Consider the following 18,281-nt stretch of genomic DNA (forward strand, 5'->3'; position numbering starts at 1 on the left):
TTGTGACCGTGAGCAAGGACAGTGCATCAAAATGGCAAAGAAACGGTAAATTCGTTCGCTTTTTGCCAGTCATAGGCGGCAAAATGTGCCGCTCTTGCGTTAAAGCGCCCCGGTTACGGGAACCGGAGCGCCTTAGTTCAATCATGTTAGCAAACCATTACGTAGTTATGCACCCCTGAGAATTGCGTGCTTCTTCTTGCCTAGACTAAGCTTACGCGTTTCACCGGGACCGACTTCGATCAGGAACGCCGGATCGTCCATCAGCGCATCGTCGATCTTGACGGCGCCTTCTGCGATCTTGCGCTTGGCTTCGCCATTGGAAGCCGTGAAGCCGAGTTCGGTCAGCGCCGCGCCCAGGCGGATGCCTTCGCCGGTTACGGCCAGCGTCGGCAGGTCGTCTCCAAGCCCGCCGCCCGCGAAAGTGGTCTTCGCCGTCGCTTCCGCCGCCACTGCGGCATCCTCGCCGCGGCAGAGCCGGGTCACTTCGTTGGCCAGCACGACCTTGGCATCGTTGATCGCCGCGCCTTCGAGGGTTTCCAGGCGCGCGATCTCGTCCAGCGGCAGGTCAGTGAACAGGCGCAGGAACTTGCCAACATCGCGGTCGTCGCAGTTACGCCAGTATTGCCAGAAGTCGTAGGACGGCAGCATGTCCTCGTTCAGCCAGACCGCGCCGGAAGCGGACTTGCCCATCTTCGCGCCGTCGGCCGTGGTGAGCAGGGGCGTAGTGAGGCCGAAGACTTCCTGACCGTCCATGCGGCGGGACAGCTCGATCCCGTTGACGATATTGCCCCACTGGTCGGAGCCGCCCATCTGCAGACGAACGCCTTCGTTCCGGGAAAGATGGCGGAAGTCGTAGCCTTGCAGGATCATGTAGTTGAATTCGAGGAAGGTCATCGGCTGCTCGCGCTCCAGGCGCAGGCGCACCGAGTCGAAGGACAGCATGCGATTGACCGTGAAATGCGTGCCCACTTCCTGAAGCAGCTGGATGTAGCCGAGCTGCCCCAGCCAGTCGTGGTTGTTGACCATGACGGCATCGGTCGGCCCGTCGCCGAACTTCAGCAGGCGCGAGAAGATCGAGAAGATGCCCTCGATATTGGTGGCGATCGTCTCGTCCGAAAGCATCTTGCGGCTCTCGTCGCGGCCGGTGGGATCGCCGATGCGGGTGGTGCCGCCGCCCATGAGCACCATCGGCTTGTGGCCGGTCTGCTGCAGGCGGCGCAGCATCATGATCTGCACCAGGCTGCCGATGTGAAGCGACGCCGCCGTGGCGTCGAAGCCGATATATCCAGGCACGACCTGCTTGGCGGCAAGGGCGTCGAGACCCTCGGCGTCCGTCATCTGGTGGATGTAGCCGCGCTCTTCGAGCGTGCGGAGCAGGGAGGAATTGTAGGTCATGATGGCCCAGTGCTTCTTGGCTTGGATGGATCGGAGCCCGCGCGCCTAGCACGCGCGAGGCGCAAGATGAAGCGGTTGGTCGCCTTGCGGCGCGTTCCGGCCGAATCCGCATTGCCAGCAGGCGCGCGCGCCCTCTAGGCATGCGCGCATGGCCGAACTGACCTGCCACCCGGCACATCCCTCGCTTCTCGTCCGCTCCATCGAAACCCGCGTGATCGGGTTCGACGCCAGCTGGCTGCGTGTCCGCTGGCGCATTCTGGGCGCGGGCAAAGTCGTGGTTCCGCCATTTGCGGGCAAAGGCAGGGCGGACGACCTCTGGCAGACGACCTGCTTCGAACTGTTCCTGCGCCAGCCGGAAAGCCGCGGCTATACCGAGTTCAACCTTTCGCCTTCCGAGCGCTGGAACGCCTACGATTTCTCCGGCCGACGCGAGGGCATGATCGAGCGCCCCCTCCCGCGCGAGCCGGAATGCGCGATGCGCAAGGGCTCGGACATCGCGGTTTTCGATGCGGCCATTCCGGCAGCGGGCCTCCCGCAAGCCCCGCTTCGCTGCGGCTTCACGGCGGTGATCGAAGAGGAGGGGGGAGTGAAAAGCTACTGGTCGCTTACCCACAGCGCCGATGCGCCGGACTTCCACGATCCGGCTTGCTTCACGCTCGAGCTTGCGGCACCCACCGCCTCATGAAATTCGGTATCGATCGCCTCCTGGCAGACCCAGAACTGCGCGCGCCCCTTGAAGGCAAGCGCGTCGCGCTTGTCGCGCATCCCGCCTCCGTCACCGAGGACCTCGTCCATTCGCTTGATGCGCTGATCGCGGCGGGTATCAACGTGGCTTGCGCTTTCGGCCCGCAGCACGGACTGAAGGGCGACAAGCAGGACAACATGGTCGAGACGGCCAATGAGCTGGACCCAGTCTACGGCATTCCCGTCTACAGCCTCTACGGCGAAGTGCGCCGCCCCAGCCCGGAGATGATGGCGGGCGCCGATGTCTTCCTCTTCGACCTTCAGGACCTTGGCTGCCGCATCTACACGTTCGTGACTACGCTGCTCTACCTGCTCGAAGCTGCGGCCGAGCAGGGCAAAGCCGTATGGGTGCTGGACCGTCCCAACCCGGCGGGCCGCCCCGTGGAAGGAACGACCCTGCTGCCGGGGCAGGAAAGCTTCGTCGGTGCGGGACCGATGCCGATGCGGCACGGGCTGACCCTGGGCGAGATGGGGCTCTGGTTCGTGCGTCGCTTCGAACTCGATGTGGAATATCGCGTGATCGAGATGAGCGGATGGGAGCCGGACGGCCCCGGGTTCGGATGGCCGGAGAGCCGCATCTGGATCAATCCCAGCCCCAATGCCGCCAACCTCAACATGGCGCGTGCCTATGCGGGCACCGTCATGCTGGAAGGCGCGACGCTTTCGGAAGGACGCGGCACCACCCGGCCGCTGGAAGTACTGTTCGGAGCGCCCGATATCGACGCCAAGGCCGTCCTGTCAGCGATGCAGCGGATCGCGCCGGAATGGCTGGCCGGCTGCGCGGTTCGGGAATGCTGGTTCGAACCGACGTTCCACAAGCATGCCGGAACGCTGTGCAGCGGGCTGATGATCCATGCCGAGGGCAAGTTCTACGATCATCATGCCTTCCGGCCCTGGCGCCTCCAGGCGCTGGCATTCAAGGCCATTCGCCAACTCTATCCCGACTATCCGATCTGGCGGGACTTCCCCTACGAATACGAATTCCAGCGCCTTGCCATCGATGTGATCAACGGCGGTCCGGCGCTGCGCGAATGGGTTGACGACCCTGCCGCGCTGCCTGGCGATCTCGACCTGATCGCCGGCCGGGACGAAGCCGCCTGGAAGGCCGAAATCGCCGATCTCCTGCTTTACTGAGCAGGCGCGAGGCGGGCGGGCGCGTCGGAATAAGCGGGCGGCGGGGTCATCCTGCCGTCCAGGCTGACGAGTACGGGGCAGCCCGCCACTCGCTTGTCGAGGGCCCGGATCACTTCAGGCTGGATCATGTCCGGCTGGATCAAGGCTGATTTTCCGGGCGCAGCAGGATGCGGCGGCCGGTGTCCTGCTGCGGCGTTGGCTTGCTGGATCGTCCTATTGCAGGCGGCCTGCGCCGCATCGGCCGTTACAGGAACCTTGGCCGGGCTGGCGGCCACCGTCATCGCAGCGATCGTCGTGATCAGAACCAGCTTGTGCATAGTCACGAAGTCCTTCGTCCGTGAGCCCACCGGCGGTGTCCGCCGCTTCGACACGATGATCTGCCCGGCGCGGCAGACAGGCAAGCGCTTTCAGCCCTTCTTGCGGGTGAGCTGCTTCATCGCCGCGTCCAGCCCGTCCAGCGTCAGGGGGAACATCGCGCCGCCCATCAGGTCGCGGATCATGCGGGTCGAACTCGAATAGTTCCACTGATGCTCCGGCGCCGGATTGAGCCACACCGTTGCAGGATAAGTCTGCGCGACGCGGCCGAGCCAGACGGCGCCCGCTTCCTCGTTCATGTGCTCCACCGAACCGCCGGGATGGCTGATCTCGTAGGGGCTCATCGCGGCGTCGCCGACGAAGATCACCTTGTAGTCGTGGCCGAACTTGTGAAGCAGGTCCCAGGTCGGCGTGCGCTGCGACCAGCGGCGGCGATTGTCCTTCCACACCCCTTCGTAGAGGCAGTTGTGGAAATAGAAGAACTCCATGTTCTTGAATTCGGCACTGGCGGCGCTGAACAGCTCTTCCATCAGTTCGATATAGGGATCCATCGATCCGCCGACGTCCAGGAAAAGCAGGACCTTGACGGCATTGTGCCGCTCGGGCCGCATGCGGATGTCCAGCCAACCCTGCTTCGCGGTTCCGTGGATCGTTTCCTCAAGGTCCAGTTCCTCGGCAGCGCCTTCGCGCGCGAAGCGGCGGAGACGGCGAAGGGCGACCTTGATGTTGCGGGTGCCGAGTTCACGCGTGTTGTCGAGATTGGCGAATTCGCGCTTTTCCCAGACCTTTATGGCCCGGCCATGCCTGGCTTCGCCGCCGATGCGGATACCCTCGGGATTGTAGCCCGAATGGCCGAATGGCGAAGTGCCGTTGGTACCGATCCACTTGTTGCCGCCGGAGTGGCGTTTTTCCTGTTCCTCCAGACGCTTCTTGAGCGTCTCCATGATCTCGTCCCAGGAACCGAGCGCCTTGATCTGCTCCATCTCCTCGTCGGAGAAGTAGCGCTCGGCCACTTTGCGCAGCCAATCTTCCGGGATGGCGACAGGTGCTTGGCCATAGTCGCTGAGGGCACCTTTGAAGACCTTTTGGAACACCTGGTCGAAGCGGTCGAGCAGGCCTTCGTCCTTCACGAAAGTAGCGCGGCTGAGAAAGTAGAACGCCTCCGGGGTGCGTTCGATGACATCCCTTTCAAGCGCTTCCAGCAGCACGAGGTGCTCTTTGAGCGAGGCCGGAATGCCCGCCGCGCGCAGTTCCTCGATGAAGTTCAGCAGCATGTGCAACGCTCCCGAAGAGGCCGATCGCGCCCGGGGGCTGCCAGGCGGTGGCGCTTACTCACGTGGAGGGGGGCGGGGGCGGGGGCGGTTGGCGCGACCAGGTTTCGAGAGTCTCATCGAAAATGGCCCATTCCGGCGCGTCTTCGGTCCATATCACCGCTTCCGGCCGCAAGCCGTGACCGGCAGCAAGCGCGCCGAGGCGTATGGTCATCAGATGCGGACGCGCCGAGCTCTGCGCGTAGATCTGGGTGCCGCATTTCGGGCAGAAGTGGAACGTGAGTGTATTGCCGCTTGCCGCAGTCCAGACGGAGGATCCGAGTTCTCCATCCAGCGACACGTCCTCCACCTTGAAGATCGCGTTGTTGGTCGGACCGCCTGCCGCAAGCTGCTGGCACTGGCGGCACCAGCACTGGCGCGTGGCGATGGGCTCGCCCGAAACCGTCAGCGAGACGGCATCGCAGGCACAACTGCCGAGATAGGGAGCGCTCATGGCCTGTCAGTTCCCGCGGCGCGCCATGAAGGCGAGCCTTTCGAACAGCATGACGTCCTGTTCGTTCTTCAGCAAGGCCCCATGCAGCGGTGGGATCGCCTTGGTCGCGTCCTGGTTCTGCAATATTTCCAGCGGCATGTCCTCGCTCAAGAGGAGCTTGAGCCAGTCGAGCAGCTCGCTGGTGGAGGGCTTCTTCTTGAGGCCGGGCACTTCGCGCAGCTCGTAGAACACCTCCATCGCCCTGGTCACCAGGGTCTTCTGGATCCCGGGGAAATGCACGTCGACGATGGCCTGCATCGTCTCGCGATCGGGGAACTTGATGTAGTGGAAGAAGCAGCGGCGCAGGAAGGCGTCCGGCAGATCCTTCTCGTTGTTCGAGGTGATGACGACGACCGGCCGCTCGGCGGCGGCGACATGCTCGCCGGTTTCATAAACGTCGAACGCCATGCGGTCGAGTTCGGCCAGGAGGTCGTTGGGAAATTCGATGTCGGCCTTGTCGATCTCATCGATCAGCAGCACGGGCAGGCGAGGCGAAGTGAACGCCTCCCAGAGCTTGCCCTTGCGGATGTAGTTGTTGATATCGTGGACCCGCGCATCGCCCAGCTGCCCGTCGCGCAGGCGGCCGACCGCGTCGTATTCGTAAAGGCCCTGGTGCGCCTTGGTGGTGGACTTCACGTTCCAGGTGATCAGCGGCGCATTCATCGAGGCGGCGATCTGCTCGGCCAGCACGGTCTTGCCGGTGCCGGGCTCTCCCTTCACCAGAAGCGGGCGGCGCAACAGGACGGCGGCGTTCACGGCGACTTTGAGATCGTCCGTGGCGACGTAGCTGCTGGTGCCTTCGAAACGCTGCATGTCCTGTCCCTTCGGCGAAATCCCGGGGCAATTCCTTAACCGCCCGGTTAATCTCTAAGTTTTGCGGCGCAACATGGCAAGCACCGAGGCGCCTACCCCCACCGCGCCATGGACTTAGCCGCCGGGGCGTTGCAGACAGGCGCGATGGGGGCTGAATTCCTGAAACGTATGGATTGGTTGAACGCGCCGCGCGTCGGCGCCTATCTGCGGCTGTTTGCCGTGATCAACCTGGTCATGATCGTCTGGCTGGTGGCCACTTCGCACAACGGGGTGGATGCCAACGGCTACTTGCTCGGCAGCGATTTCATCAGCTTCTGGACGACCGGGCACATGCTGGTCGCGCATGGCAATCCCTACGACGGCGCGGCGCATATCGCGGCGCAGCGCACCTATTTCTCGGCGGAAGGCGCTTATACCGCATTCTACTATCCCCCGTCGTTCCTGCCGTTCTGCTGGCCGCTCGGCTGGCTTGCCTATTTCCCCGCGCTGGCTCTCTGGGTGGCCGCGACCGGCGCCTTCTACCTTTCTGCCGTCCGTCGCTGGTGGGCCGGAGCCGGGACGGGTCTCCCGCTCTGGCTGCTGTTTGCGGCCTTTCCCGCCGTGCCCATCGTCGTCACTCACGGACAGACGGCTTTCCTCGTGGCAGGACTGCTCGGCCTTGGCGCATGGCTGGTTCCGACCCGGCCGCTGCTGGCCGGTGCGCTGTTCGGTCTGGCGACGATCAAGCCGCAATTCGGGTTGCTGCTGCCTCTTGTCCTGCTGGCGACCGGGCAATGGCGGGTCATCGCCGCGGCCGGCGCGACGGCGATCGCGCTGGCGCTGCTGTCCGCCGGCGCGTTCGGCCCGCATGCCTGGGCGGACTGGGTGGGTGCGAGCGAGAGGGCCCAAACGGCCATGGCCTATGGCCAGATCGGCTATGGCAAGATGATGAGCCCCTTTGCGGCGCTGCGGCTGCTCGGTGCCCCCATGGCGCTGAGCTATACGGTGCAGGGCGCCGTGACGCTGGCTGCAGCGGTGCTCGTGCTCCAGGCGTCCTGGCGCCGGCAATGGTCCGCGGGACTGGCGGCGTTGATGCTGGCGGGCGCGCCCCTCGCGACGCCCTATGTCCTCGATTACGATATGGTGATCCTGGCGTTCCCCATGCTCTGGCTTGCAGGAGAGGGCCTCCGCCGCGGTTTTCGCGACTGGGAACGCTGCGCCCTGTTCCTGGCCTTCGCCGGCCCGGCACTGGCCCGGCCGCTGGCGCTCAATCTCCATTTTCCGATCATGCCGCTGGTCCTGGCATTCTTCTTCGTCATAATCTGGCGCCGAGCCGCGCCCGCTTACCAGGAGCGCGCGGCTGTCACGTCCTGAGGAAGGAACTGCCCTTTGCCAGAGCCAAAGCCCCGCATCGGCCGTAATATCGCTTTGCTGATCGACGCCGATAACGCCTCCCCCGCCAACCTCGACGCGGCGCTGACCATCCTGGGCGATCTCGGCACCGTCAATGTCCGGCGGATCTACGGCAACTGGAGCAAGCCTGCGCTCAAGGGCTGGTCGAAATTGGTCCATCGCCATGCGCTGGAACCGCAGCAACAATTCGACCTGACCAAGGGCAAGAATGCCACCGACATGAAAATGACGATCGACGCCATGGACCTGCTCTATGGCGGGCAAGTGGACGGGTTCGGCATCATGTCGAGCGACAGCGATTTCATGCCGCTTTCGATCCGCATCCGCCAGAACGGCACGCCGGTCTATGGTTTTGGTTCTTCCCGCACGCCCGAAGCCTTTCGCGAGGCTTGCACCCGCTTCATCGATCTCGACGCCTTGCCGGACAGCGACGCCGTGGAAACGGCAAACGAAACCGCCAAGCCCGCGATAGACGAAGAACTGGTCAAATTGCTCGGTGAGGCCTGGAAGGCGAGCAAACGAGACGAGCAGGGCTTCGCCAGCCTCTCCGAAGTCGGCCAGCGCGTGGCCAATCGCTCCAGCTTCGATGCCCGCAGCTACGGTTTTTCCCGATTGTCCGAACTGGTGCAGACACTTCCCAACTTCGCCACGGAAAAACGCGAGAGCGGATTGTTCCTCAAGCGCGTGCGGTGAGGGGGATCGTGGATCTTTCTCAAATTGACTTCCTCGCGGCCACGAATTTAGGCTCCGCTTGAGGGCATTTTTGCCTCTCAGGGGGACTATCGATGAAATCGAAGTATTTGGCAGGCTTTTGCCTGCTGATGGGGGCCGCGTGCGCAAGTCATGCACAATCCACGCCGTCCACGGACGCCGCGCCTCTCGCAGCGCCGCAGCACGTGGCGATCGCACTCGCGCCGGTATCGGACAATGTTCTTCGTGCGGGGATGGAAGTGCCGCTGATCACGCGCGAGGAACTGACGACCAAGAAAAAGGCTCTTCGCGTGGGGCAGCGCGTGCAGATGGAAGTGGCCGCGAATATCGAGCGGAACGGCGTTGTCGTGATACCGGCGGGAACCCCCGCCGTCGCCGAGATCACCGAAGTGCGCAACAAGGGCATGTGGGGCAAGTCCGGATACATCGGTGCCCGGGTTCTTTCGCTCCGGCTCAATGACCGAAACATCAGGCTGTCCGGCACTTTCGACGATAAAGGCGTTACCGGGACCGGGGGCGTAGTCGCTGCTGTCGCCCTCGTGCCGATCGCCGGATTCCTGACCACCGGGACCAGCGCCTTCATCGCCTCGGGATCGGCGGTCAAAGGCTTCCTTGACGAAGACGTCGCTTATGCGACCGTGGCGAAGGTGATCGAGCCGGTTGCGGTTGCGGTTCCCGCCGAACCGGCCCTGTTGGCGGCGACGCCGGTAGCGGCCAAGTAGGTCGCGATGGATCGGACTGATCGGCGCCTCAGGCGTCGATCAGTTCCGGATCGATTTCGCCCGCACGGTTCTGGATGAACATGAAGCGGTGTTCGGGATTGCGGCCCATCAGGCGGTCGACCAGGTCCTTCACCGCGGCGCGGCCCTCGTATTCGGGCGGCAAGGTAATGCGGATCAGCGAGCGACTTTCCGGCGCCATGGTGGTTTCACGCAGCTGACCGGGGTTCATCTCGCCAAGGCCCTTGAACCGGCCGACTTCCACTTTCTTGTTCTTGAAAACGGTCGCTTCCAGTTCGGCGCGGTGGGCATCGTCGCGGGCATAGGCCGAAGTCGAACCGGCAGTCAGGCGGTAAAGCGGCGGCTGCGCGAGGTAGAGGTGGCCGCGCTTCACGATGTCCGGCATCTCCTGGAAGAAGAAGGTCATCAGCAGCGTGGCGATATGTGCGCCGTCCACGTCGGCGTCGGTCATGATGATCACGCGGTCGTAGCGCAAGTTGTCGGCGTTGCAGTCCTTGCGGGTGCCGCAACCGAGCGCGAGGCCGAGATCGGCGATTTCCGAATTGCCGCGGATCTTGTCGGCCGTGGCGGATGCGACGTTGAGGATCTTGCCGCGGATCGGCAGGATCGCCTGGGTCTTGCGATTGCGCGCCTGCTTGGCCGAGCCGCCTGCCGAATCGCCTTCGACGATGAAGAGTTCGGTTTCGCCCGGGCCTTCGCCCGAACAGTCCGTCAACTTGCCGGGCAGGCGCAGCTTACGGGCATTGGTAGCCGTCTTGCGCTTGACCTCGCGCTCCGCCTTGCGGCGCAGGCGATCGTCCATACGCTCCATCACCGCGCCGAGCAGGGCCTTGCCGCGTTCGAGATTGTCGGTGAGGAAATGGTCGAAGTGATCGCGGATCGCCGCTTCCACGAGGCGCGCGGCCTCGGGGCTGGTCAGGCGGTCCTTGGTCTGGCTCTGGAACTGGGGGTCGCGGATGAAGACCGAGAGCATGACTTCGCTGCCGGTCACCACGTCGTCCGGCGTGATGTCCTTGGCCTTCTTGGCCTGGCCCACCAGGTCCGCGAAGGCGCGAATGCCCTTGGTCAGCGCGGCGCGCAGACCCTGTTCGTGCGTGCCGCCATCGGGCGTCGGGATGGTGTTGCAGTACCAGGAATAGGAACCGTCGGAATAGAGCGGCCAGGCGATCGCCCATTCGACGCGGCCCTGTTCGGAGCCGTCATCGCCGCGCGGGAAATCCTGCGTGCCTGAGAAGGCCTGCGTGGTCACGCATTCGCGCGCGCCGATCTGCTCGGCCAGGTGATCGGCCAGGCCGCCGGGGAACTGGAACGTCGCTTCTGCAGGAACGTCGTCCGAAGCCAGCGAGGGCGCGCATTTCCAGCGGATTTCCACGCCGGCAAAGAGGTAGGCCTTGGAGCGAACCAGCTTGAACAGGCGCGCCGGCTTGAACTGCTGGTCGCCGAAAATCTCGGTGTCCGGCGTGAAGCTGACGGCGGTGCCGCGGCGATTGGGCGCCGCGCCGACCTTCTGGAGCGGGCCAAGCGTCTGTCCGCGCGAGAACTCCTGCGCGAAAAGCTCCTTGTTACGGGCCACTTCGACGCGCGTGAGGCTGGAAAGGGCGTTGACCACCGAAATGCCCACGCCGTGCAAGCCGCCCGAAGTGGCATAGGCCTTGCCCGAGAACTTGCCGCCCGAGTGCAGGGTGGAAAGAATGACCTCCAGCGCCGATTTGCCGGGGAACTTGGGATGCTCGTCCACCGGGATGCCGCGGCCGTTGTCGGTGATGGTCAGGCTGTTGCCTTCGTCCAGCGTCACCTCGATGCGGTTGGCGTGTCCGGCGACGGCTTCGTCCATCGCATTGTCGAGCACTTCGGCCGCGAGATGGTGAAGCGCGCGCTCATCGGTGCCGCCGATGTACATGCCGGGACGGCGCCGGACAGGCTCCAGCCCCTCCAGCACTTCGATCGCGGAACCATCGTAGGATTCCCCGCCCGAAGACGGGAGCTTGTCGAACAGGTCATCGGACATGAGCGGGACTATAGGGCGCCTAAACCCGCGATCAAGCACGGGTTTAGGCTTATCCGCAAAGAGATGTTCGCTGTCTGATCCTTTCCACCGGAAAGGGGCGGAATTACTTGGCGAAACCGCTGGGCGCGGCGCTGATGACCTTGACGGCGCCGCCTTCGACCGCCCGCACTTCCAGTGCGCGTTCGATCAGGCCGGTGCGGCCGAAGCGGAACGGTCCGTCCACACCCAGGAAGCCGCCGGGATCGAGCATTTCGGTCGTCGGGAAGGCCTTGCCCGGCACCCAGTCGCGCGCAACCCGCAGGGTCAGCAGCACGGAATCGTATCCCAGTGTCGCGATGCGGAACGGTGCGGCACCGAAGCGGCTGCGATAGCTCTTGGCGAACTGCGCGAAGCGGACGTCGGACACGGTGGAGAACCATGCTCCGTTGAGAGCAGGACTGGTCGCCAGTTCGCGTTCGCCGCCCCAGAGTTCTGTGCCGAGCAGGCGCACACCGGCGCCGCCACCGGCCGCGCGGTAGGACACGGCGGCCTTGGCCGAAAGGCTGCCGCTGTCGGCGATGAGCAGCGCGCCATAGCCGGCCTTAGCCTTGATCCGTCCCGCCGCAGCGCTGATCGAGGCTGCCGAGCGATCGTAAGTCTCCATGGCGACGACGGAGCCGCCGCCATCGCGCACCGATGCAAGCAGGGAACTGCTCACGCGTTCGCCATAGTCACCCTTGGGAACGAGCGCGGCGAAAGTGGAGATGCCTTTGCCGCGGGCATACGTCACGGTGCGGGCGATCGACTGGCCGGGCAGGTTGCCGATGATGAAGACGTCCCTGGTGGCGGCTTTCTCGTCGTTGGAGAACGAGATCAGCGGCACCTTGGCGGGCTTGGCGACAGCCGCGACCGAGGCGATGTCGTCGGAAAGCAGCGGGCCGAGAATCAGCTTGTTGCCGTCGGCTATGGCGCGGCGCGCGGCCTCGCCGGGATTGGTGCCGGTGTCGTAAGTCGTGATGCGCAGGTTCTTGGCGCCCGTGTCGAGCAGCGCCATGTTCGCCGCATTGGCCAGCGACTGGCCGACGCCGGCATTCGGGCCGGTGGTCGGCACCAGCAGGGCAACGCGGTGACGCTCGGTATCGGTGGGAATTTCGCTTTCGGAAGGCGTCGGAGCGGGCGCGGGGGCCGGCGCAGGGGCCTTGGGTACCACGGCACAGCCCGCCAGAGCTGCCATCGCTGCCGCCGCGAAAAGAGTGCGCCGGTTCAGGCGATCATAGAACATTGCTTGCCGCTCCCATAGTGCTTGGGCCATGAGTCCCTGCGATGGAACACATTCTCACCTCAGGCCTCTACATAGTGGCAACCCCGATTGGCAACCTTGGGGACATTACCTTCCGCGCCGTGGAGATTCTCAAGGGCGTGAGCGCGGTTGCCTGCGAGGATACCCGCATCACCGGAAAGCTGCTGCACCACCTGGGCATCAAGCAGAAGATGATCCGCTACGACGACCACGCAGGCGAGGGCGACCGCGAGCGTCTGCTGGCACTGATGGAAAGCGAGCCGGTCGCGCTCGTCAGCGACGCCGGTACGCCGCTGATCTCCGATCCGGGCTATCGGCTCGTCAAGATCGCGCGGGAGCGGGGCATCCCCGTCACCAGCCTGCCGGGGGCCAATGCCGCGGTCATGGCGATGACGCTCTCGGGCTTGCCGAACGACCGTTTCCTCTTCGCCGGGTTCCTGCCCAACAAGGCCAAGGCGCGCGAGACGGTGCTGTCCGACCTTGCGAAAGTCCCGGCCACGCTGATCTTCTACGAGACGGCGCCGCGCCTGGACGATGCGCTGGCAGCGATCGGCGCGGTGCTTCCCGGACGCGAAGTGGCGGTAGCGCGCGAACTGACCAAGAAGTTCGAGGAATGCCGCAGCGGCACGCCCGACGAACTCATCGCCCATTATGCGGCCCATCCTCCGAAGGGCGAGATCGTGCTTCTGGTGGCGCCGCCGGGCGACGAGCCGATCGGTGAAGTCGACGTGGACGCGATGCTGCGTGCGGAGCTGGCCATCGCCAAGCCGTCGCAGGCGGCGGCCAGCGTGTCCAAAGCCACCGGGCTCGACCGCAAGACGCTTTACGCCCGGGCCATGGAACTCAAGTGAGCCAGGGCCGCGGCAAGTCGCGCGCAGAGGCGGAGCGGCAAGGGCGCCGGGGAGAGGCGCTGGCCGCATGGTACTTGCGGATGACGGGCTGGAGCATCCGGGCGAGGCGCGTGAAGACCGCGCGCGGCGAAGTGGATATCGTGGCCCGCCGCGGACGGACGCTCTGTTTCGTCGAAGTGAAATGGCGTGCGCGGCGCGCCGATCTCGACACTGCCATCGATCATTACCGGCTGCGCCGCGTGGCGGCCGCCGCCGAGTCCGTCGCGCATCGATACCAGAAGCCGGGCGACAGCTTGCGGATCGACGTATTGCTGCTGGCACCGCGCTGCTGGCCGCGCCGCATCGTCAATGCGTGGCAGCCGGGCGCCTGAATTCCGCCGCAGGGTTTCGGTCCGTCGGCAAAGATGCAGGACTGGCTCGAAACCATTCGCACCCGCCGCCGAATTTGATTAAGCCGCCTTTCCGAAAGATACCGCTCGGTACATATCCGCGAGGACCAGACTTTTCATGACCTTACGCATCGCCGTTCAGATGGACCCGCTGGAATCGATCAAGATCGCGGGCGATTCCTCGTTCGCGCTCATGCTCTCGGCGCAGGCGCGCGGGCACGAACTGTTCCATTACGATGTGCGCACGCTGGCTTATGACGCCTCCTCGGGTGCCGCCGGGCGGCTGACCTGCTGGGGCGCGCCGATCACGGTGCAGCGCGTGGAAGGCGCCCATTTCACGCGCGGCGAGTATCGCCTGATCGACCTCGTCGCCGATATCGATGTGGTGCTGATGCGGCAGGATCCGCCTTTCGACCTTGGTTACATCACTGCCACCCATCTGCTGGAACGGCTTGCCGGGCAGACCCTTGTGGTCAACGACCCCCTCTCGGTTCGCAATGCGCCCGAGAAGGTCTTCGTGCTCGACTATGCGCGCTTCATGCCGCCGACCTTCATTGCGCGCCGCATCGAGGATGTGCGCCTGTTCCAGCAGCGCAATGTCGAGGCGGGCTTCGGCGGTGACCTCGTGATCAAGCCGCTTCACGGCAATGGCGGCAAGGCGGTGTTCCGCGTGCCCGCCGATGGCAGCAATCTTGGCGCGCTGATCGAGATGTTCGAAAATGCCTGGGTCGAGCCGTTCATGGTCCAGCCTTTCCTCCCCGACGTGGCGGAGGGCGACAAGCGGATCGTCCTGGTCGACGGCGAATTCGCGGGCGCCATCAACCGCAAGCCCGGAGCCGGCGAGTTTCGCTCCAACCTCGCGGTGGGCGGATCGGCGGAGGCCGCCGGCCTCACTTCGGCGGAAGAGGAAATCTGCGCAGCGCTCGGTTCGGAACTCAAGGCACGAGGCCTTGTTTTCGTGGGTATCGACGTGATTGGCGGAAAATGGCTGACCGAAATCAATGTGACCTCGCCGACGGGAATCGTCGCCATCGATCGCTTCAACGGTACCGACACCGGGGCAAAGATCTGGGATGCGATCGAGGCCCGCCACGCGGCGATGTAAGCCTGATTTCGCGGGTCGTCCGCAATGATGAATGCAGGCGAACATGAATGAATGGGTTATCGCGCTGATCGAAGCAGGAGGGTACTGGGGTATCCTCCTGCTGATGATGCTCGAGAACATCGTGCCGCCGATCCCCTCGGAGCTTATCATGGGCGTCGCGGGGATCGCCATTGCACATGGGCGCATGGATTTCCTGTCCGTGCTGCTGGCCGGCACCGTCGGCTCGACCTTGGGCAACTACGTGCTGTTCCTCGGCGCCGACCGCCTGGGCTACGAGCGCCTGAAACCCTTCATCGAGCGCTGGGGCCGCTGGCTGACCCTGGAATGGCATGAAGTGGAGCGCGCCGGCACCTTCTTCCGCAAGCATGGGCACTGGGTGGTCTTCCTCCTGCGCTTCATGCCGATGTTCCGGACGATGGTATCGGTCCCCGCGGGCCTCGCGCATATGCGGCATGGCACCTTCCTGCTCTATACCGCTGCCGGCGTGGCGATCTGGAACACGTTGCTGATCCTGGCGGGCCGGTGGCTGGGCCAGCGTTTTGCCCAGGCAGAGGCCTGGATCGGTTGGGCTACACTGGTTCTCGCCGCAGGTGGCGCCGTCTGGTACTTGTGGCGGATCCTCTCCTGGAAGCCTTCTGCCGAGCGCCGATCCAAGTAGATCAGGGCTAACTATTAGTCAGTTTTGTACAAGAGCCAGAGTATCGCACCTAGGTGTTATACCGTAGTCTCTGCTCGCAACCATTTGGGAGCAGGGGTTATGTCCAAGCGATTGGCAGCGGAGTTCTTCGGTACATTCTGGCTCGTCTTCGGCGGCTGCGGTTCGGCAGTGCTGGCAGCGGCCTTTCCCGAACTCGGGATCGGCTTCGCGGGCGTAGCCCTGGCATTCGGCCTGACGGTGCTGACCATGGCTTATGCGGTCGGCTCCATTTCCGGCGGGCATTTCAACCCGGCGGTCTCGCTGGGCATGGCCGTTGGCGGCCGGCTCGACTGGAAGGACCTCGTTCCCTACTGGATCGCCCAAGTGCTGGGCGCAATCCTGGCCGCGGCGGCGCTCTACGCCATCGCCTCGGGCAAGGCCGACTGGACTCCGGGAGGCTTCGCCACCAACGGCTACGGTGCACTTTCGCCCGGCGGCTATGCGCTGTCTTCGGCACTGATGATCGAAACGATCCTGACGGCCGGTTTCATCATCGTCATCCTCGGCTCGACCTCGAAGATCGCCCCTGCCGGTTTCGGACCGCTGGCGATCGGCCTGTGCCTGACGCTGATCCACCTGATCTCGATCCCGGTCACCAACACATCGGTCAATCCGGCGCGGTCGACCGGCGTGGCGCTCTTTGCAGAAACGGCCGCCCTCGGGCAGCTGTGGGTGTTCTGGGTGGCGCCGCTGGTCGGCGCGGCGATCGGCGCCCTGATCTGGCGCGGTCTGCTGGCGCCGCATGAGGGCGCGCTCTAGCACGCGCTTCGGCCAGGCATGCTCCTGACATCGGCGGGGGGCGGGGCTGAACACGCCCCGTCCCCCGCAGCGTTTCAGCCCTGTTCGCGCGGATGGGCGTTACGATAGACGTCCAGCAGCGTCGCGGCATCGACCTTGGTATATATCTGCGTCGAACCCAGGCTTACATGGCCCAGCAGTTCCTGCAGGCTCCTCAGGTCGGCGCCCGCGCCCAGCAAATGCGTGGCGAAGCTGTGGCGCAAGGCGTGCGGCGTGGCGCTGTCCGGCAGCCCGAGCACGATCCGGGCGCGCGCGACCGCCTTCTGCACCATGCCTTGCGACAGGGCTCCGCCTTTGGCGCCCCGAAAGATCGGCTCGTCCGCCTTCATCGGCCAAGGGCATTTGTCGAGATAATCGGCCACGCCCTCGCGCACGATGGGCAGGAGCGGAACCATGCGCTGCTTGCCGCCCTTGCCGGTAACCACCAGCGTCTCGCCCAGCGGCAGCGCGGCTCCGGCGATAGACAGGGCTTCCGCGATGCGCATGCCGGCGCCGTAGAGAAGGAGCAGAACGGCACGATCGCGCGCGCCGATCCACGGCTCGCGGGCATCTTCCTCGACCAGGGTGGCCAGGTTGACCGCTTCGTCCGGCGTGACCGGGCGTGGCAGTCCCTTCTTGACGCGCGGTCCGCGAAGGCGCGGCGCGGCGGCATGGGCAACGCCGGCCTGCTCGCGCGCAAAGGACAGGAAGCTCTTGAGCGCCGAGAGTTCGCGAGCGGCCGAACTGTTGCCGATTCCGTCCTCACGCCGGGTGGCGAGGTGAACGCGCAAGTCGGCCGCCTCAAGGCGGGCCAGCGAGGTCCAGTCGCAGGCCCTGGCACCGTCGATCAACCGGGCGGCCGTGGCGATATAGGCGCGAACCGTGTGAGGGCTGCGGCGGCGTCCATTGCCGAGGTGGTTGCCCCAGGCTTCGAGCAGGTCCGCTTTGGTCGTGCCCGATGGCGGGTTCACGGCTCGACGAGGTCCACGGGCACAATCTCACCCAGCAAGCCATCGAGCAGCGGCATGCCGTCCTCGGTGACGTGGAGGTGCGTGCCCGCGCGGTGGACCAGGCCCTGCTTCTCGTAGAAAGCGGCCTTGCCGGGATCGCAGAGCTGCGCGGCATCCAGTCCGAATCGGGCCGCAAGCGCATCGAGGTCCACGCCTTCGCGCAGGCGCAGGCCCATGAGCATGGCTTCGCTCGCCTGTTCGCGGCGTCCGAGATCGCGGACTTCGTTGATCCCCTGCGCGTGCAGATCGATGGCTTCGAGCCAGTTTTCGGGCTTGCGGTGGCGCGTCGTGGCCACGCCGCCGCGCCGCCCGTGAGCGCCGGGGCCGATGCCGCAATAGTCCTGATAGCGCCAATAAGTCAGGTTATGGCGGCTTTCCTCGCCGGGCCGGGCATGATTGCTGATTTCGTAGGCGGGCAGTCCTGCCGCGGCCGTCATCTCGCGCGTCAGCGCGAACATGTCGGCACAGGCGTCTTCGTCCAGCGGAGCGAATTCCTGCTGGCGCACCATCGTGGCGAACTTCGTGCCGGGTTCGATGGTGAGCTGGTAGAGCGAGAGGTGGCCCGTGCCGTAAGAGAGGGCGTGGGCGAGTTCTGCCTGCCACTGGTCGAGGCTCTGGCCCGGCCGCGCGTAGATCAGGTCGAAGCTGACGCGCGAGAAGTTCTGCTGCGCCACTTCAAGCGCCTTCAGCCCTTCCTGCGCATCGTGCAGGCGGCCCAAAAACCGCAAGGTCTGGTTATCGAGCGCCTGGAGCCCCAGCGAGACACGGTTGACCCCCGCCGCCGCGAGAGCCGCATAATTGCCGGCTTCCACCGAGGAGGGGTTGCCCTCCAGAGTGATCTCGATCCCTTGCGAAAAGCCCCAGAGCTTCTCGGCCTCGTCCAGCAGCCGCGCGACGAGGGCAGGGGGCATCAACGAAGGCGTGCCGCCGCCGAAGAAGATGGAATCGAGCCGCTCGCCGCCCGCAACCGCGTGTTCGTGGCGCATGTCGGCGAGCAGGCCCGCTTCCCAGCGTTCGATCTCCACCCGCTCGCGGACATGGCTGTTGAAGTCGCAATAGGGGCACTTTGCGAGGCAGAACGGCCAGTGAATATAGAGCGCGCGGGCCATCGTGACAGA

Annotated in this window: 19 protein-coding genes; 10 read left to right on the forward strand and 9 right to left on the reverse strand. The window is 64.9% G+C overall.

Annotated elements, in window-relative coordinates; genetic code table 11:
* Positions 1-165: 165 nt before the first annotated feature.
* Complete coding sequence (gene tyrS, locus AC1VV3_RS02220) at positions 166-1,395, reverse strand: tyrosine--tRNA ligase (RefSeq protein WP_431568623.1); 1,230 nt, start codon at positions 1,393-1,395, stop codon at positions 166-168.
* Positions 1,396-1,543: 148 nt separating this feature from the next.
* Between tyrS and AC1VV3_RS02225 the strand changes: the two genes are divergently transcribed.
* Positions 1,544-2,080: a DOMON-like domain-containing protein gene (locus AC1VV3_RS02225; RefSeq protein WP_132262693.1), complete on the forward strand. Its 537-nt coding sequence runs from the start codon at positions 1,544-1,546 to the stop codon at positions 2,078-2,080.
* Positions 2,077-3,273 (forward strand): exo-beta-N-acetylmuramidase NamZ family protein, encoded by a 1,197-nt coding sequence (locus AC1VV3_RS02230; RefSeq protein ID WP_431568622.1) that lies wholly within the window; start codon positions 2,077-2,079, stop codon positions 3,271-3,273. Before AC1VV3_RS02225 ends, AC1VV3_RS02230 begins: the two co-directional genes overlap by 4 nt.
* Here AC1VV3_RS02230 and AC1VV3_RS02235 read toward each other — a convergent pair.
* The 4 genes from AC1VV3_RS02235 to AC1VV3_RS02250 are packed head-to-tail and all read right to left on the reverse strand — an operon-like array spanning position 3,267 to position 6,204.
* Positions 3,267-3,674, reverse strand: coding sequence for a hypothetical protein (locus tag AC1VV3_RS02235; protein WP_431568621.1), 408 nt, complete (start codon positions 3,672-3,674; stop codon positions 3,267-3,269). The genes AC1VV3_RS02230 and AC1VV3_RS02235 overlap by 7 nt on opposite strands.
* Before the next feature lie 6 nt (positions 3,675-3,680).
* On the reverse strand, positions 3,681-4,862 hold the full coding sequence (locus AC1VV3_RS02240; RefSeq protein WP_314465210.1) for a vWA domain-containing protein: 1,182 nt from the start codon (positions 4,860-4,862) through the stop codon (positions 3,681-3,683).
* Between the two features lie 58 nt (positions 4,863-4,920).
* On the reverse strand, positions 4,921-5,352 hold the full coding sequence (locus AC1VV3_RS02245) for a GFA family protein (protein WP_431568620.1): 432 nt from the start codon (positions 5,350-5,352) through the stop codon (positions 4,921-4,923).
* A gap of 6 nt (positions 5,353-5,358) precedes the next feature.
* Positions 5,359-6,204, reverse strand: coding sequence for an AAA family ATPase (locus AC1VV3_RS02250; RefSeq protein ID WP_314465214.1), 846 nt, complete (start codon positions 6,202-6,204; stop codon positions 5,359-5,361).
* A 168-nt stretch (positions 6,205-6,372) separates the two neighbouring features.
* Here AC1VV3_RS02250 and AC1VV3_RS02255 point away from each other — a divergent pair, with 168 nt between their 5' ends.
* The 3 genes from AC1VV3_RS02255 to AC1VV3_RS02265 all read left to right on the forward strand — a co-directional run bounded on the left by AC1VV3_RS02255 (position 6,373) and on the right by AC1VV3_RS02265 (position 9,029).
* Positions 6,373-7,557 carry a glycosyltransferase family 87 protein gene (locus AC1VV3_RS02255; RefSeq protein ID WP_431568619.1) on the forward strand — a complete coding sequence of 395 codons (1,185 nt, stop codon included), beginning with the start codon at positions 6,373-6,375 and terminating at the stop codon, positions 7,555-7,557.
* A gap of 15 nt (positions 7,558-7,572) precedes the next feature.
* A complete protein-coding gene (locus AC1VV3_RS02260) occupies positions 7,573-8,289 on the forward strand; it encodes an NYN domain-containing protein (RefSeq protein ID WP_132262707.1) in 717 nt (238 codons plus the stop codon).
* A gap of 203 nt (positions 8,290-8,492) precedes the next feature.
* Positions 8,493-9,029 carry a hypothetical protein gene (locus AC1VV3_RS02265; protein ID WP_465128089.1) on the forward strand — a complete coding sequence of 179 codons (537 nt, stop codon included), beginning with the start codon at positions 8,493-8,495 and terminating at the stop codon, positions 9,027-9,029.
* A 28-nt stretch (positions 9,030-9,057) separates the two neighbouring features.
* Here AC1VV3_RS02265 and parE read toward each other — a convergent pair whose 3' ends face one another.
* Both parE and AC1VV3_RS02275 read right to left on the reverse strand, forming a co-directional pair.
* Positions 9,058-11,055: a DNA topoisomerase IV subunit B gene (gene parE / locus AC1VV3_RS02270; protein ID WP_431568617.1), complete on the reverse strand. Its 1,998-nt coding sequence runs from the start codon at positions 11,053-11,055 to the stop codon at positions 9,058-9,060.
* 103 nt (positions 11,056-11,158) lie between these two features.
* Positions 11,159-12,316, reverse strand: coding sequence for a penicillin-binding protein activator (locus AC1VV3_RS02275; RefSeq protein WP_431568616.1), 1,158 nt, complete (start codon positions 12,314-12,316; stop codon positions 11,159-11,161).
* Between the two features lie 41 nt (positions 12,317-12,357).
* Between AC1VV3_RS02275 and rsmI the strand changes: the two genes are divergently transcribed.
* From rsmI to aqpZ, 5 genes are all read left to right on the forward strand, one after another.
* A complete protein-coding gene (gene rsmI, locus AC1VV3_RS02280; RefSeq protein WP_134092881.1) occupies positions 12,358-13,185 on the forward strand; it encodes a 16S rRNA (cytidine(1402)-2'-O)-methyltransferase in 828 nt (275 codons plus the stop codon).
* The gene (locus tag AC1VV3_RS02285) at positions 13,182-13,556 is read left to right on the forward strand and encodes a YraN family protein (RefSeq protein ID WP_431568615.1); all 375 of its coding nucleotides are present in this window, start codon (positions 13,182-13,184) and stop codon (positions 13,554-13,556) included. The genes rsmI and AC1VV3_RS02285 overlap by 4 nt, the downstream gene beginning before the upstream one ends.
* Before the next feature lie 136 nt (positions 13,557-13,692).
* The gene (gshB, locus tag AC1VV3_RS02290; protein WP_431568614.1) at positions 13,693-14,679 is read left to right on the forward strand and encodes a glutathione synthase; all 987 of its coding nucleotides are present in this window, start codon (positions 13,693-13,695) and stop codon (positions 14,677-14,679) included.
* Between the two features lie 43 nt (positions 14,680-14,722).
* A complete protein-coding gene (locus tag AC1VV3_RS02295; RefSeq protein WP_431568613.1) occupies positions 14,723-15,337 on the forward strand; it encodes a DedA family protein in 615 nt (204 codons plus the stop codon).
* 99 nt (positions 15,338-15,436) lie between these two features.
* A complete protein-coding gene (gene aqpZ / locus AC1VV3_RS02300; protein WP_132262723.1) occupies positions 15,437-16,135 on the forward strand; it encodes an aquaporin Z in 699 nt (232 codons plus the stop codon).
* 74 nt (positions 16,136-16,209) lie between these two features.
* On the opposite strand, the gene AC1VV3_RS02305 is transcribed toward aqpZ, so the two are convergent.
* A complete protein-coding gene (locus AC1VV3_RS02305; protein ID WP_431568612.1) occupies positions 16,210-17,124 on the reverse strand; it encodes a tyrosine recombinase XerC in 915 nt (304 codons plus the stop codon).
* Positions 17,121-18,272, reverse strand: coding sequence for a radical SAM family heme chaperone HemW (gene hemW, locus AC1VV3_RS02310; RefSeq protein ID WP_431568611.1), 1,152 nt, complete (start codon positions 18,270-18,272; stop codon positions 17,121-17,123). The genes AC1VV3_RS02305 and hemW overlap by 4 nt, the downstream gene beginning before the upstream one ends.
* Positions 18,273-18,281: the final 9 nt, after the last annotated feature.

This window comes from Novosphingobium sp. BL-S-34 (genome assembly GCF_056857015.1).

Coding starts and splice junctions, on each gene's coding strand:
- tyrS (WP_431568623.1), bottom strand. CDS start 1,395: ATGACCTACAATTCCTCCCTGCTCCGCACGCTCGAAGAGCGCGGCTAC.
- AC1VV3_RS02225 (WP_132262693.1), top strand. CDS start 1,544: ATGGCCGAACTGACCTGCCACCCGGCACATCCCTCGCTTCTCGTCCGC.
- AC1VV3_RS02230 (WP_431568622.1), top strand. CDS start 2,077: ATGAAATTCGGTATCGATCGCCTCCTGGCAGACCCAGAACTGCGCGCG.
- AC1VV3_RS02240 (WP_314465210.1), bottom strand. CDS start 4,862: ATGCTGCTGAACTTCATCGAGGAACTGCGCGCGGCGGGCATTCCGGCC.
- AC1VV3_RS02245 (WP_431568620.1), bottom strand. CDS start 5,352: ATGAGCGCTCCCTATCTCGGCAGTTGTGCCTGCGATGCCGTCTCGCTG.
- AC1VV3_RS02250 (WP_314465214.1), bottom strand. CDS start 6,204: ATGCAGCGTTTCGAAGGCACCAGCAGCTACGTCGCCACGGACGATCTC.
- AC1VV3_RS02255 (WP_431568619.1), top strand. CDS start 6,373: ATGGATTGGTTGAACGCGCCGCGCGTCGGCGCCTATCTGCGGCTGTTT.
- parE (WP_431568617.1), bottom strand. CDS start 11,055: ATGTCCGATGACCTGTTCGACAAGCTCCCGTCTTCGGGCGGGGAATCC.
- AC1VV3_RS02275 (WP_431568616.1), bottom strand. CDS start 12,316: ATGTTCTATGATCGCCTGAACCGGCGCACTCTTTTCGCGGCGGCAGCG.
- rsmI (WP_134092881.1), top strand. CDS start 12,358: ATGGAACACATTCTCACCTCAGGCCTCTACATAGTGGCAACCCCGATT.
- gshB (WP_431568614.1), top strand. CDS start 13,693: ATGACCTTACGCATCGCCGTTCAGATGGACCCGCTGGAATCGATCAAG.
- AC1VV3_RS02295 (WP_431568613.1), top strand. CDS start 14,723: ATGAATGAATGGGTTATCGCGCTGATCGAAGCAGGAGGGTACTGGGGT.
- aqpZ (WP_132262723.1), top strand. CDS start 15,437: ATGTCCAAGCGATTGGCAGCGGAGTTCTTCGGTACATTCTGGCTCGTC.
- hemW (WP_431568611.1), bottom strand. CDS start 18,272: ATGGCCCGCGCGCTCTATATTCACTGGCCGTTCTGCCTCGCAAAGTGC.